The sequence below is a fragment of the Methylophaga sp. UBA3613 genome (assembly GCF_002375415.1).
In the GTDB taxonomy this organism is placed as follows: Bacteria; Pseudomonadota; Gammaproteobacteria; order Nitrosococcales; family Methylophagaceae; genus Methylophaga.
Window position 1 is genome coordinate 90,849 of sequence record NZ_DFLS01000006.1, and the last position, 14,796, is coordinate 105,644.

Here is a 14,796-nt window from a genome sequence, read left to right on the forward strand (position 1 = left end):
CCATGAAAATTTAATGGAGTAGGGTTTTGATTAAACGTTTGTTACCCCCTTTGCTGGTCGTGGCATTGGCCATCGTAATATTCGGTACGTTGATCAGTACCCGTCCTCAGGCTCCGGTTCAGGATCGTCCGGTAAAGGGTGTTTTGGTTGAGACTCAGACGATTGATTTTGCCGCATTATCACCAACATTAACGTTGTATGGTCGTCTTGAAGCCCCGCAAATGGCTAATTTGCGAGCTGCTGTTACCGCAGATGTCGCTGAGGTTTATGTGTTTGATGGCGAATATGTTGAACAGGGAGATGTGCTGATTGAGCTGGATCCTCGAGAAGCACAATTGGCGGTAGAACAGGCTGCTGCCGAACTGGCGCTGATTGATGCACAGATCGAGGCAGAAAAGTCGCAACTTAAACGCAATCAAGCCCTGTTAGGTACGCAACAGCAATTAGTCGATTTGGCTAAAGCGGCGGTGAATCGTGCTGAAAAGTTGCAACAGAGCCAGTTGTCATCCCAGGCTTTATTGGATGAATCCATCTCTTTACAGGCGCAACAAAGCCTGGAGCTTAAACAGCGGCAGTTTGATATTCAGGATCATCCCATTCGAATTGCCCAACTTCAGGCAAACCGTCAACAGGCTCAGGCACAACTGGATCGCGCAGAACTGGATTTGAGTCGTACCATTATCGAAGCTCCATTTTCAGGTCGAATCACGGATCGGCAAATTGCCAAGGGTGACCGGGTGCAGGTGGGTGATGCCTTAATGACGCTTTATGATATGCAGCAATTGGAATTGCGTGCATCCATTCCGCAGCGTTATCTGACGGATATTTATTCAGTGCTTGAAACACAGCAATTGACCGCCACTGCCGAAGTTTCCGGTCGGCAATATGAATTTGAATTACAACGCCTCAGCGGTGAGGTGAATGCCAATGTCGCAGGACGGGATGGCCTGTTCCGCCTACAAGGTGATCCGGGACCTTTGGCCGCAGGACAGTTTGTCAGCGCTCAACTTGATTTGCCCGTTCGGCAGGATACTGTAGCCATTCCTTACAGTGCTTTATATGGTTTGGATCGGGTTTATCGGGTTCGTAATAATCAGCTTGAAGCGGTGCAAGTCAGCAAAATCGGTGATTACTCCAATCAGGATGGCAAAAGCCGCTTGCTGATTCAAAGCGAAGCTTTGCAACAGGGTGATCAGATTATTACTACTCAATTACCAAATGCCATCAATGGGTTATCCGTAAGTATTAAAGATGAATAGCACGGTGAAACGCGACTTTATTGGTCTCTTTGCCCAACATCGGGTTGCTGCCAATCTGTTGATGATGGTGATGATCCTCGCCGGGGTTCTGTCGTTAAATCGTATTAATACTCAGTTTTTCCCGACCTTTGCTCTGGATATTATTACGGTAAGCATTGAATGGCGTGGTGCCAGTGCCGAGGACGTCGCCGAGTCGATTACCCGCCAGGTAGAGCAGGAACTTCGCAGTGTGGATTATGTGAAAAAGATGACCTCAACCTCATCTTACGGTATGTCACGGGTCACCCTTGAGTTTATTGAAAAAAGCGATATGGGGCAGGCACTGGATCAGGTCAAGGATCGAATTGCTCAGATCCGCAATTTACCCACGGATAGTGAAGAACCTGAAGTTACTCTGGTCACCAATTATGAAAGTGTGGCGCGCATTCTGATCACCAGTGAAACCGGCGACCTGGCGTCCCTACGTTATCTTGCACATGATATTGAGCATGAGCTGCTGGATCGCGGTATCTCGCGGATCAATATCAGTGGATTACCGCTTGAAGAAATAGCCATTCAGCTGGATAAAACCAAATTGGAAGCATTGGGACTGGATCTGGATGAGGTTGCTGATCGTATTGCCCAGCTGAGTCAGGATTTACCCGCTGGTGAAATTGGCAACGATGAAAGCACAAGGCAGATCCGCAGTCTGGATCAAGGTCGTGATGTGCAAGCATTTGCTGAATTTGCTTTGCAGTCCGATTTTGCCAATGGATTAGTGAAACTTGAAGATGTGGCTACTATTGAAAGGCGACCCTTACGTAAACAGATGAATCTGTTTTATCAGGGGCAACCAGCCATCGAACTGGAATTACAACGTACGGAAAACGCCGATTCATTGGAAAGTGCGCGGGTGCTTGAACAGTGGCTGGATGAAAAATCCTCAACACTGCCTGAGGGCGTTGAGCTCAAAGTCTATGACGCCAGCTGGCAACTGATTAAAGAACGGATCAATCTGCTGTTAAAAAACGGCCTGGGTGGATTATTACTGGTATTGGGCATTTTGTTTCTGTTCCTGCATGGGCGCGTTGCTTTCTGGGTAGCGGTAGGTATTCCGGTATCGTTTATGGCAGCTTTGGCCGTGTTATATGCACTGGGTGGCAGTATTAATATGATCAGCCTGTTTGGTCTGATCATGTCGCTGGGGATTATTGTTGATGATGCCATCGTCGTGGGAGAAGATGCATTTGCCCATTATCAGAGTGGTGAACCATCACTGACAGCATCAGAAGGTGGTGCAAGACGTATGCTGGCACCGATTTTATCTTCTTCGCTGACCACCATTTCGTCGTTTATTCCATTAATGCTTATCAGTGGTGTGATTGGCAATATTCTGTTCGATATTCCTTTTGTGGTGATTTGCGTGATTATCGCCTCGTTAATTGAGTGTTTTCTGATTCTGCCGGGCCATCTGCGCCATAGCTTTCAAAATATTCATCATGCTAAGCCTTCGGCAATACGTGCGCGTCTGGATAATGCTTTCAATTATCTGCGTGATGATCTTTTCCGTCCATTGGTCACTAATGCAGTAAAAAATCGTGGCTTAACGGTGAGCATTGCCATGGCGTTATTGATCATCAGTTTTGGTTTACTGGCAGGTGGTCGCATCAGTTTTAACTTTTTCCCATCACCTGAAGGCACCACGGTATTAGCCAATGCACGCTTTGTTGCCGGAACACCGCGCAGCGAGGCTGATAAATTTCTGCAACATCTCACGGCGACATTGCAGCAAACTGATCAGCAATGGGATCAGCCATTGGTTGATGTCGCCACCAGTAAGTTGGGCGCGGCGGGTACTGCCGGAGGCATGTCTGATGCTCAGGTGGATGACCGTTTTGCCTCAATGCAGGTTGAATTGACCTCGCCGGACCAACGCGATGTGCGTAATCAGACATTTATTAATGCCTGGCGCGAGAAAATCGTTATGCCTGCAGGTATTGAAACCTTCACCATATCGGAACGTCGAGGAGGCCCCCCTGGCAGTGATATTGATATTCGGCTCACCGGCGGCACCACCGATAACCTCAAGGCGGCTGCCAGGGAAGTTATTGAAGCATTACAACGTTATCCCGGTGTGAGTGCAATTGAGGATGATTTACCCTATGGTCAGTCGCAGTTGATTTATCGCCTAAAGGAGCAGGGCGAGGTGTTGGGGTTAACGGTTGAGAACGTTGGCAGACAACTACGCTCGGCTTATGACGGACGTCTGGTACAGATTTTTCAGGATGGTGATGACGAGGTTGAAGTTCGGGTAATGTTTCCAGATAGCCAGCGAAATACTCAGGCCTCACTGGACGATTTTATGATTCGCCTGCCAGATGGCGGTAGTGTGCCGCTGGATTCAGTGGTGCACTTTGATGCACGCCGAGGGTTTGATGTATTGCGCCATACCGATACCCGGCTGGCGGTACATGTCACTGCGACTGTAGACAGCCAGGTGACCAATAACAACACTATTCTGGCGGATTTACAGCAAGAATTTCTTCCTGATTTGATGGCGCGTTATGGTATTCAGGTGGTTTTTGAGGGCAGGGCAGAAGAACAGGCCGATACTATTGGGGATATGAAGCAGGGCACACTGCTGGCCTTTGCGTTAATCTATATTATTCTGGCCTGGGTATTCGCATCATATGGCTGGCCGCTAGTGGTTATGACAGCCATTCCATTTGGCTTGATTGGGGCGCTGGTCGGCCATTGGTTACTTAATATCGACCTGACAATTCTGTCGTTATTCGGCATCTTTGGGCTGTCGGGCATCGTGGTCAATAATGCGATTATTCTGGTGACCTTTTTCAAGAACTTACGTGAAAAAGGCCTGGAGACCCAAAATGCCATTATTGAAGCCTCGGTTTTACGGTTAAGGGCAGTATTATTAACCTCATTAACTACTATCGGCGGGCTCACACCATTACTATTTGAAACATCGCCTCAGGCGCAGTTTTTGATTCCAATGGCTGTATCGATTTCGTTTGGTTTGATGTTTGCCACGATTTTAGTGTTACTTGTCATTCCGGCATTATTGTCGTTCCACGAAAGCATTTCCGAAAATTTTGCCAAACTTCGTAATGCCAAGACACAAACCACCGAATAAGGGGTAGAAGATGAAACTGCGTATGCTGTGTTTATTATTCGGACTAAGCTCAATTTTAGTCAGTTACTCCGTTAATGCTGAAGAAACGGATCCTATCACGCTGAAAACACTGACGGATTACGTTTACAGCCAGCACCCTGCCAGACAAGCTGAATCCAGCATGGATGCGCTGGCAAAAAGCCGTTCAGATCTTGCTGGAAAGTTATTTGCTGAGCCTTTAAGTTTATCGGTGAATCATTTCAATGATGTAATCGGTAGTGGTGAGGGTCTGCAGGAATGGGAATCTTCAGTAGAAATGCCGATTTGGCTACCCGGTGAAAAACGTCATCAGCAGAATCTGTCACGTCATTTGGCCGCAGAGCTGCCTTACTATCAACAACGAATTCGCCTTGATGCCTCGGCACAGGTAAGACGTCATGTTTGGCTAGTGATGCTTTCTGCAGCCAAAGTTCGCCATGCCGAAACATTACGGGACAATGCCCGGAACTTGCTTAACAATGTTGAAAATCGGGTAGAGGGGGGGGATTTAGCCAGTTCAGAAGCTTTGCTGGCAAAAAGTCATCATCTGGAAATGCAGTCCCAATTGGCTTCGGCAAAGATGGATTTGCAACAAAGCTTAAATCAATACCAATACCTGACCGGGCAGCAGGTCTTACCGGATGTGATTGAAGAAAATTTACCGTTGTCGACTGAAATAGATAAAGCCCATCCATTATTAGCTGAGCTGGAGCAACAAATTGCCCGACAACGCAGTGAAATCGCCAACGCCCGTTATGACAATGTTCAACATCCCAGTCTGTCTGTAGGCGTTAAACGTGAACGGGATGAACACGCCGATCCCTATAACAACAGCGTAGGTGTGGGCATCAGCTTTGCCCTGAACGATGAACAATATCAGCAACCGGCTATTGCACAGGCCAGCCGGCAGTTAGCCGATTTACAGATTGCCCAGCAGCAACAGAAACGTCAGCTTGAAGCTGACTTGCTTGCCGCGATGGATACGCTTAAAACGTTGCAACAGAGACAAACGCTATTGAAAGAACAATATGCGGTCAGTCAGCAATATGTTGATATGCAACAACGTAGTTTTGATATGGGTGGGGTGGATTTAACAAGCTTTTTACGTAGTCAGGAAATAGCCGACAAACATCGCCACCAACTTTTGCAACTGGAAATCGAAATTCAACAACAGATTGCACAGATTAATCAGATTGCTGGCCGGACGCTGTAGCGACAAACGTTGTTTTCAATCCGCAACTGTTTCGGCTCGCATTCTGGCAGCTAAATCTTCCCACAATGATAAGCGCGAGGCATCACCCACCCGTTGTCCTTCGCCACGGGATTTGGCCAGCCATAACCCCGTGCCATTAAAACTGTAAACAGGTGTCAGATCCTGACGACGACTGGCCGGTTGTATCTCATTAATCAGGTTATCCAGCACCAGGGGAATGGCGCGTTTATTTTCAAAATAAGTTAAAACCATATGTGCCTGATTCAGATCAATGGCTTTAACATAAGTGATACGCAGTTTATCTTCATCAACGCCAAGCTGTTTCAGGGTGAAATATTTAGCAATGGAGTAGTCCTCGCAATCGCCAGCTCCCAGTGACAGCATTTCAATCGGCGTAGCCCAGTAATCTTCTTTATTCCATAAAAAAATATCATCGACAAACAGGACATTACTGTTAAAAAAATCGTTTACTACCGCGAGTTTTTCCCGCTCTGATAAATCCTGATTTTCCTGCATCAATATTTGCCAGGCTTCAACGCGTTGTCTGGCCTCACTATCGTATTCATTTTCAATGCGTTGCAATAACGCTTCTGAAATCAGTAATTCTGCCAGCAATGGAACAGAAAACGGCAGCCACCAAACCAGCAGTAAGGTCAATACAATAGGTTTTAGCCGAAGCAACATTGATTAACGACTGATCCCGAACAAGCCAGCCTGTTGTAACCAGAGAAAGTCTTGTTCGTCTTTTGCACTTTCTGCCAATACTCTTACTTCCAGTAAGCGGGCAATTTCCTGAATGATATCGAGCAAGTCCGGTTTATTGGTATTACTACGGATATCTGTGGTCAGATCGCGTGCCAGTCGAATGTAATCAATATGCAGATCTTTCAGCAGATTCACCGGAATCACATCGCTGCTATAACGTTTTAATAGACTGTGAGCTCCTAACTGTCTGACAAAGATGCTGAAATTGGTGAATGTATCCAGATCTTTGGCCGCAGCATAAGCGGTCACACTAAACGCTAACAGGGCAGGGGATAAGCCTGATTGAATGACTGCTTTGCCAAGCCATTGGCGGAAGTCTGCTGAAGCAATTGATGCCAGAGACAGGTTGATTGTCACAGGAGCCGGATTGGATTCTTCGCCCATCAAGTCCAACACCTTTTGCACAATGTGTTTATCCAGTGTTTCAACCAGATCAAAAGCTTCAGCCATTGAAAAGAAGGTACCAATAGGCAGTAAATCACCATTTGCATCACGAACTTCGGTAAAGGCTTCACGCATCACCAGATGGGGTTTTGCGGTGTCACTGTAATTGTAAGCCTGGTTGGTAAAGGTAATCATTGCCGAATCTGTATTAATTACCTGTTCAATAGTAGCTTTCCAGCTCATTTCAGACATTGAACTTAAGGTGTTTTCCTTGATGTAAAAGGCATTGGCTTCAATCAAACGTGCTTGCTCATAGGCCTCAATCAATGCTGGCATGAGTCGCTCAACTTCACTGCTACGTTCATAAGAAACAATCCCCATATGCAGTAAGTCGCTATGCTCATATTGTTGCCCCAGTTCGTTGGCCAGAGCCTGAATCTCTTCGGCAATCCGGGTTATGTCTTGCATATTGCTATCGGTTGTCAAAACAGCAAATTCTGATCCGTACCAGCGATAACTGCGCAGATTGGCAAAGGGTAGTTGTTGCAACTGGCTGGCAAAATCCTTCAGTAGTGCATCTACTGCATTTTTACCCTGATTTTTCACCACTGCACTCAAGTCATCGAATTTGATGTAGATAACATGGCCGAATTCGCCAATGGAGAGTGCCTGTTTTATATCGACATTGAACGTTTGCTGATTTAATAAATTTGTAAGTGGATCACGATTCAAATTGTCATTGAGCTTATCAAGTCGCAAATTCAGGTGATGAATGGTTTTGCCAATTTTGGTTGACATACTGTTCATGGATTTGGCGACTGACCGTACTTCTCTGGTCCAGGGTAAATTTTCAATAACGGTAAATTTCCCAGCAGAAATATCGTTTGCCTGTTCGGTTATGGCTTTTAACGGACGTAAGGTCATTCTCAGCACCACCAACAACAGCAAAATCGCACCTAGCAGAATGAACAATGAAAATTTGAGCGTGGATTTAAATTGTTCGTATAGCTTGAGGTAACCATAACCGGGATTACTGGTGACTTGCAGGGTGCCAGCAATATTCCAGCCGGTACTTATTTCACTGACAGCGGTGGCAGTTTCGATGGGAAAAAACCGGGGAAGCCAGCTGGGGACACCACGAACTTCATCGGGATTTGTCAGCCGAATTAATTCATTGCCATCCACATCCAATAAACGCATTTCCTTGTAATAACCGGTATCAAAAATGGCGTTCATCATGGTTCGCAAAATCGGATCAGTTTCATCAGCCATATGGGGACTGAGTGATAAACCGAGTGAGGTTGCCGTGTCCTGTACATGCACTTCCGATTCGCCCTGCAGATAACTACGGATATTGTCCATGCTCATGACAAAATTTACTGAGAACACAATCAGAAAAATCAGTGTTAGCAAGATAAGTAATTGTTTTGATAAAGACATAAGAAACAACCTCATTATTAAAGGTATCATCAGGCTGGAGTCAGCATGAGACAGCTGTTTTACAACATCATCCAGTAATCGGGCTAACATTACCTGTGCAACTGCCGTCAGGCAAGCTAAATCCAGTGTTATTGGGCAAAACAATACACTTTTGGCTTTTGTTTTCAGTGACCGGTTGATACGATCAACCGTCCTCTATTCAAGGTAGTCTTCCGATGTTTATGGTTTTGGCGCAAATGGCCGTGTTAATTGCCTGTGGTGCGCTTTGGCAGGCCTTGGCTCCCAGGCATATTCCGGCGCTGGCACATCGCCGGGCTCTGACCGATCTGGTTTTTTATATTCTGTTGCCAGCCATGGTGATTGATGTGATCTGGCAAGCGCCGCTTGATATCACTTCAATGAAGATATCGTTGTTGGCAATGAGTGGTCTGGCGACAGCAGCCTTGTCTATATGGCTGGTATTAAAAGTGATACCGGTCACCAATGCTCAAAAAGGTGCGTTGATCCTGGCGGCAACTTTTCCCAACGTCACCTATCTTGGCTTGCCAGTATTGGATCAAGTGCTTGGCAGCTGGTCAAATGCCATTATTTTGCAATACGATTTATTTGCTTGTACCCCCATACTGATGACGGTGGGCATGTTAATGGCGGGATATTATGGCAGCCACGATCAGTCCTCACATCCATTAAAAAGCCTGATAAAAATACCACCATTATGGGCAGTGACCATTGCAGTGCTATTAAATCTGCTCAATGTGGAACGCCCTGATTTTATTCATTCTGCCTTGCAAACGCTATCTGGTGGCGTGGTGCCATTAATGCTGATAGCACTGGGCATGAGTATTCGCTGGCAGAGCCTGCGATTGAACCTGTTACCACTATTATTACCGGTTGCAGCAATTACCTTATTTATGGCGCCAGCGGGTGTTTGGCTGGTGACTCAGGTTCTGAATTTGCCGACCGATATTATGACCACGGTGATTTTATCGGCTGCTATGCCGACGATGGTATTTGGTATTGTGATTTGTGAACGATACGGTTTGGATACATCGCTTTACGCGGCAGCGGTAACATTAACGACTGTGCTCTGCATGGCGAGTTTACCGCTGTGGTTTTACTGGATTAATTGATCGGACCAGACAAAACCCGCTTGATCCACCGCCTGTTTAATCAATTGCATGGCTTGTTCAACCTGATCCAAATCGCCACGCAGACTGAATTCGATATGGGGAGGATCACCCAAATGAGGCAGACTGGATAATTTCAGAAGTGGATAATCGTTAACAATCTGATTCATTACCGGTAACAAATCCGACTCACGTCCACGTTGGACAAAAATAGTCTGCTCTGTTGCTGGGCGCTGGTTTTTTAAATGCGCATACAGGTTATCCAGAACCCATTCGACCATCGGCCAGGCCATCTCTGGAAAGCCCGGAGTGAAGTGATGGTTTGCATAAGAAAAACCTGGTATACGATTGATTGTATTGGGGATTATTCTCGAGCCTTCTGGAAGGTAGCCCATCAATATACGATTGGGGTAAGCATCCTCGCCAAACCGCGCTTCGATTTCAGCAGTTGCTTCGGGGTGAGGGATTAATGGCACATCGGCAATTTTGGCAACAGTCTGGCGCGTTCTGTCATCGGGTGTTGCGCCGATGCCACCGAAACTGAACACCAGATCGTTACTGCTCATGCTGTAACGCAAAGCTCGTTCAAGTTGTTGTGGATCATCCCCAACAATCAAGGTCCAGCTTAGTTCAAGACCGCGTTTGGCCAGCATGATTTGCAATTGATTGAAATGCTTGTCCTGACGTTTACCGCTGAGAATTTCATCGCCAATTATGACCGCGCCAATATGCATGTTTACTCCGTTTCCTGTCGATTACGCATAAAATCTGCGGTCTGGGCAAAAGAACTCATTAACTGTTCAGCAAATAATGGATCCAGATCCATGGTTTTCAGGGCTTGAGCCATGCAATACAACCATTGATCGCGCTCTTCAATACCGATTGAAAAGGGAAGATGTCTGGCTCTTAATCGTGGGTGTCCATATTTTTCTATGTAGAGTGAGGGGCCGCCGAGCCATCCGCTCAAAAACATAAAGAGTTTATCTTCACTGATTTGAATGTTTTGCGGATGTAAGCCACGGATTACTTCGGTTTGCGGCGTCTCACACATAATATTGTAGAAGGTGTGACAAAGTTTGCGAACGGCAGGTTCACCGCCAATGCGTTCATAAGGTGTTGCAATATCGGCCATGCTGAATCCATGCTCAAATCAGTGCAGTTTACTCTGCATCTATGTACTCATAAAGGGTTATAAGGTTGCGACATCAGGTTCAGACACGGATAATGAACTGTTCTATCTAACCCTCTCACTAATTAAAGGAGCTATAGCTTATGAGTGAAAGAATTGTGATGCGAACAGGTGAAGCACTGATCGCTGATGGTCCACCATTAACTGCCGCGGAACCAGAAGTCGTTATCGGCGAACTGGATGGACCAGTAGGAACCGCATTTGCCAATTTAATGGGTGATCAGGTTAAAGGTCACTCGCGCGTATTAGCGCTGATGAATACCGATGTTCAGGTTCGTCCTGCGACAATTATGGTCAGTAAAGTGACTGTTAAAAATACCGCCTACACCAATATTCTGATGGGTACGGTTCAAGGTGCAATTGCCAATGGTGTTTTGGATGCTGTTCGTAACGGTACTATCCCTAAAGAAAAAGCCAATGATTTAGGCATCATCGTTTCTGTCTGGTTAAACCCTGGCATCACCACGGTTGAAAACCTGGATCATGAAGCGTTATTTGATGTACATCGTCGTGCTACAACGCGTGCTATCGAGAAAGCGATGAATCATGAACCAAGCATCGATTACCTGTTGGAAAATCAGGATAAGCTGGTTCATAAGTATTATCAGAAAGAACTGGATGCGAAAAAATCTTAATTGAATTTTTTGCAAAAATGACGGTCGTAGGTATGTAGGTTATTCACAGCCTCGACAAAATTTACGGTTTGTCTGCGAAAGCAGGCAGACCGTTTTTTTTTGCCATGTATAATGCTTGAATGTGAATAAAGGCGGTCAGAGAGACAAATGGATTTATATTCCATCGATACATTAATGCATGAAACGCGACAACTGGCCGCACGTTATCGTCAGGCAACTGGCAGCACTTTGCCAGTTACTGGGGAAATTGCCCGTTTTGATGCCGCAAAATCTTTGGATCTGCAGTTACTGGATAATTTAAATTCCAGTTATGACGCCGTAGGTAAAAGTGGCGCATTAGCCGATCAAAAATTGGTGATTAAAGGTCGCGCCATTTTTGATACCAGTAAATCCACCCCACGAATTGGTCAATTGAACCCCGCCCAGGAATGGGATGGGGTGTTACTGGTATTGTTTGATGATGAATATCAGCCGGTAGAAATATTTTATGCTTCCAAGCAGGTTATTAAGGAAGCACTGAATGATCGTGAGAGTAATCGTAAAAAACGCGGCGCCATGTCTATCGCCCAATTCAAAATTATCGGTGAACGGATCTGGACGGCTGAAAATGGTGCAGAACCTGAAATTTGGGATAATCAGGCTACGTGATTTACCCAGGCTGGTTAATGGAGTCGTACGGACGTTGTTATGCAGGATGATTTACAACAGATTTTTGCTGATGGCGGCATTCTGGCCAGGCAAATCAAGGGATATCATCCGCGTCAGGCACAACAGGAAATGGCTCAGCGTATTGCCGATACTCTGGCCTCTGCTACAGTTTTAGTCGCTGAAGCCGGAACTGGAACCGGTAAAACCTTCGCTTATCTGGCACCGGCCATTTTATCGGGTCAAAAAGTCTTTATTTCCACCGGCACCAAAAATCTTCAGGATCAATTATTCAGAAGTGACTTACCCACATTGCGTAAAGCGTTGGCCGTACCGTTTCAGGCGGCTATCCTCAAAGGCCGTGGTAATTATCTATGTCATCATCGACTGACTCTTGCCGAGCAGGATCCGTTATTGCTTTCACAAAGTGACACATTAAGGTCATTACGTGATTGGTCACAAAGCTCCAAAAATGGCGATTTAAGTGAATCAGATTTGCTGGAAAACCAATCACACCTATGGCCCAGAGTAACCTCAACTGTAGATAACTGTCTGGGACAGCAATGTCCTGAATATCAGCAGTGTTTTATTGTGGAAGCCCGTCGACGGGCACAGGAAGCTGATATTGTGGTGATTAATCATCACTTGCTTATGTCGGATTTTGCTTTGAAATCTGCAGGGCAGGGTGAAGTATTACCAACAGCGGATGCATTTATAATCGATGAAGCACATCAGCTCCCAGCGATTGCAGGCCAGTTTCTCGGTAATCGAATCAGCAGTAATCAAATCGTTGAATTATGTCGTGATACCGTGCAGGAGGTTCAAGAACACGCAGCCGACAGTAAAACCCTGGGATTGCACGCAGAAAAACTCCAGGCAAAATTACAATCGTTACGTTTGCATATTGGTAATGTCGAACAACGCACACCCTGGTTAACCCAGTTATTTAATGACGAAATTAAAAATAATTTCAATGAGTTAGTTGATTATCTTGAAGTGTTTGAATCAGAGCTGGAACCCCTGGCAGTACAAAGTCCAGGGCTATCGCAATGCCATGTTCGAGCTAAAGAGTTAGTCAATATTATTCAGTTATTTTCTGAGCAAAATGACGATAACCTGGTGCTGTGGCTAGATAATCGACCAACCGGATTTGTTTTACATGCTACCCCGTTTGAAATTAGTCAGCATTTTCAACAATGGCTGGAAGAAAAACCGGCAGCATGGGTTTTCACCTCAGCAACCTTAACCGTTGCCGGCAAGTTTAATCACTTCTGTCAGCATCTGGGCATAGAAAACGCTGAATATGCCAGTTGGGAAAGCCCGTTTGACTACGCAAAACAAAGTCTTTTGTATTTACCCAATATTCCAGTTGAACCATCAAATCGGCAATACAATCAATATGTTGCTGATATTGCTAAAGAAGTTATTTTGCACAGTCAGGGTCGCATCTTCTTATTGTTTACCAGTTATAGGGCAATGCATGAAGTAGCAGAATTACTGGCCGATCTGGATTATCCATTGATGGTGCAGGGGAGTGGAGCGAAAGCCACTTTATTGGAGGAGTTTCGACAGCATGGTAATGCCGTATTACTCGGCACCAACAGTTTCTGGGAAGGTGTAGATGTTCGCGGTGAAGCTTTATCTTGTGTATTAATCGATAAAATTCCATTTGCCTCACCTGGCGATCCGGTATTGGAAGCACGCATCAATAACCTGCGGGAGCGGGGCGGTAATCCGTTTCGAAGTATTCAGATCCCTTCTGCAGTCATTCAGTTAAAGCAGGGAATAGGTCGATTAATTCGTGATGAACAGGATCATGGGGTGTTGATCCTGTGTGATCCACGGCTGTTAAATAAACCATACGGCAAAGTGTTTATGCGGAGTTTGCCCGCCATGCCGATCACACAGGATATCAATCAGGTCGAAGATTTCTTTGTACAACGACAAGTTAAAGCTGCCATTTAGTCATTTTAAATCAATCACTAAAAGTGTAAATCTCACATCAAATCTAACGCATATTTCTTTAATAAGGCTAATGGAACAATCTCTGTTGCCCGCTGATGAGTACTGGCAAGCACGACTTTGGGCGCTACATCATGTTGTTCTGCCTCCAGCCAGCGCTGAGCACACAGACACCACCGATTACCTGGCTTTAACCCGGGAAAATCAAAATCCGAAACAGGGGTGCTTAAATCATTGCCACGAAACCTTGAAAACTCAAGAAACGCCTGAGTTACTTCAACACAAACCGTATGTGAGCCAAAATCCTGATCATTGGTATTACAACATCCATCGCGGAAAAAGCCAGTGAGCGGATCATGACTGCAACTTTGTAACGGTTCACCAAGAACATTTAATGCAGGGTTGATTTCCAGTTCCATAATTAATCGTATTTAATATATTTAAAACGGGCATCATCGGGCGTACCAACAAGAGCACCACCTTCAATCAGGCCTGGCTGCCACATAACGACTTCTTCGATTTTTCTCGCTAGCTCAAAATCTTTATCAGTAATGCCTTTGGCAGCATGATTGGTGAGCTTAACGATAACGAAAGCATAGGAAACAGTGAGGTCAGGGTGGTGGAAGGCGGCTTCTGCCAAGTGTCCGACTGTATTAACGACCATTAAAGTGGATTTCCAACCGCTGGTTTTATATTTACGGCGGATCCAGCCATTCTCGAGATACCAGTTAGGTAACTCAGCCTTGAGCCGTTGTTCGACTTCAGCATCGGAATAGGTTTTCTCGTTTTCAGTTTCTCTCCAGCTCATATTAATTTCCTCATTATTTTATAAACCAACTAATAAGAGAGTCAGTGTAAAGCAATATTAAGTTTCACACTCACTACAGAATTGTTTGGATGGTGCTTAATCTAGGTTAGGACCAACATAGAAACATCGCTTTTTGGTCTGAAAATGTACGAGGTAAGCCAAATCGGATAGGGTTACCGAAATTAAGTTGCTAAGTACTCACATTCGTTATTGAACTTGTT

At 45.4% G+C, this 14,796-nt stretch carries 13 protein-coding genes; 7 read left to right on the forward strand and 6 right to left on the reverse strand.

Going from position 1 to position 14,796, the window contains the following annotated elements; all coding sequences use genetic code 11:
• Nucleotides 1-26 precede the first annotated feature (26 nt).
• Genes B3S93_RS06695 through B3S93_RS06705 form a run of 3 tightly spaced genes read left to right on the forward strand, consistent with a single transcriptional unit; the run spans nt 27 to nt 5,620 of the window.
• Nucleotides 27-1,259 carry an efflux RND transporter periplasmic adaptor subunit gene (locus B3S93_RS06695; protein ID WP_292398884.1) on the forward strand — a complete coding sequence of 411 codons (1,233 nt, stop codon included), beginning with the start codon at nt 27-29 and terminating at the stop codon, nt 1,257-1,259.
• Nucleotides 1,252-4,389, forward strand: coding sequence for an efflux RND transporter permease subunit (locus tag B3S93_RS06700; protein ID WP_292398887.1), 3,138 nt, complete (start codon nt 1,252-1,254; stop codon nt 4,387-4,389). The genes B3S93_RS06695 and B3S93_RS06700 overlap by 8 nt, the downstream gene beginning before the upstream one ends.
• 10 nt (nt 4,390-4,399) lie before the next feature.
• Nucleotides 4,400-5,620: a TolC family protein gene (locus B3S93_RS06705; protein ID WP_292398890.1), complete on the forward strand. Its 1,221-nt coding sequence runs from the start codon at nt 4,400-4,402 to the stop codon at nt 5,618-5,620.
• 15 nt (nt 5,621-5,635) lie between these two features.
• Here the strand turns inward: B3S93_RS06705 and B3S93_RS06710 are convergent, their stop codons facing one another.
• Nucleotides 5,636-6,304 (reverse strand): transglutaminase-like cysteine peptidase, encoded by a 669-nt coding sequence (locus B3S93_RS06710; RefSeq protein WP_292356802.1) that lies wholly within the window; start codon nt 6,302-6,304, stop codon nt 5,636-5,638.
• A gap of 3 nt (nt 6,305-6,307) precedes the next feature.
• Complete coding sequence (locus B3S93_RS06715) at nt 6,308-8,209, reverse strand: bifunctional diguanylate cyclase/phosphodiesterase (RefSeq protein WP_292398892.1); 1,902 nt, start codon at nt 8,207-8,209, stop codon at nt 6,308-6,310.
• A gap of 215 nt (nt 8,210-8,424) precedes the next feature.
• Here B3S93_RS06715 and B3S93_RS06720 point away from each other — a divergent pair, with 215 nt between their 5' ends.
• A complete protein-coding gene (locus B3S93_RS06720) occupies nt 8,425-9,339 on the forward strand; it encodes an AEC family transporter (RefSeq protein ID WP_292356798.1) in 915 nt (304 codons plus the stop codon).
• On the opposite strand, the gene B3S93_RS06725 is transcribed toward B3S93_RS06720, so the two are convergent.
• A complete protein-coding gene (locus B3S93_RS06725; protein WP_292398895.1) occupies nt 9,324-10,070 on the reverse strand; it encodes a competence/damage-inducible protein A in 747 nt (248 codons plus the stop codon). The two genes, B3S93_RS06720 and B3S93_RS06725, sit on opposite strands and share 16 nt — an antisense overlap.
• Before the next feature lie 2 nt (nt 10,071-10,072).
• Complete coding sequence (locus tag B3S93_RS06730; RefSeq protein WP_292398898.1) at nt 10,073-10,468, reverse strand: group II truncated hemoglobin; 396 nt, start codon at nt 10,466-10,468, stop codon at nt 10,073-10,075.
• Nucleotides 10,469-10,608: 140 nt separating this feature from the next.
• Between B3S93_RS06730 and fae the strand changes: the two genes are divergently transcribed.
• The 3 genes from fae to B3S93_RS06745 all read left to right on the forward strand — a co-directional run bounded on the left by fae (nt 10,609) and on the right by B3S93_RS06745 (nt 13,770).
• A complete protein-coding gene (fae, locus tag B3S93_RS06735) occupies nt 10,609-11,160 on the forward strand; it encodes a formaldehyde-activating enzyme (RefSeq protein WP_226074375.1) in 552 nt (183 codons plus the stop codon).
• Between the two features lie 147 nt (nt 11,161-11,307).
• Nucleotides 11,308-11,808, forward strand: a complete 501-nt coding sequence (locus B3S93_RS06740) for a hypothetical protein (protein WP_292398900.1) — start codon at nt 11,308-11,310, stop codon at nt 11,806-11,808.
• Between the two features lie 39 nt (nt 11,809-11,847).
• A complete protein-coding gene (locus B3S93_RS06745; protein ID WP_292398903.1) occupies nt 11,848-13,770 on the forward strand; it encodes an ATP-dependent DNA helicase in 1,923 nt (640 codons plus the stop codon).
• A gap of 32 nt (nt 13,771-13,802) precedes the next feature.
• Here the strand turns inward: B3S93_RS06745 and B3S93_RS06750 are convergent, their stop codons facing one another.
• Together B3S93_RS06750 and B3S93_RS06755 are read right to left on the reverse strand one after the other, a co-directional pair.
• Nucleotides 13,803-14,174: a DUF2237 family protein gene (locus B3S93_RS06750; RefSeq protein WP_292357105.1), complete on the reverse strand. Its 372-nt coding sequence runs from the start codon at nt 14,172-14,174 to the stop codon at nt 13,803-13,805.
• A gap of 14 nt (nt 14,175-14,188) precedes the next feature.
• Nucleotides 14,189-14,575, reverse strand: coding sequence for a 4a-hydroxytetrahydrobiopterin dehydratase (locus tag B3S93_RS06755; protein WP_292356789.1), 387 nt, complete (start codon nt 14,573-14,575; stop codon nt 14,189-14,191).
• Nucleotides 14,576-14,796 lie beyond the last annotated feature (221 nt).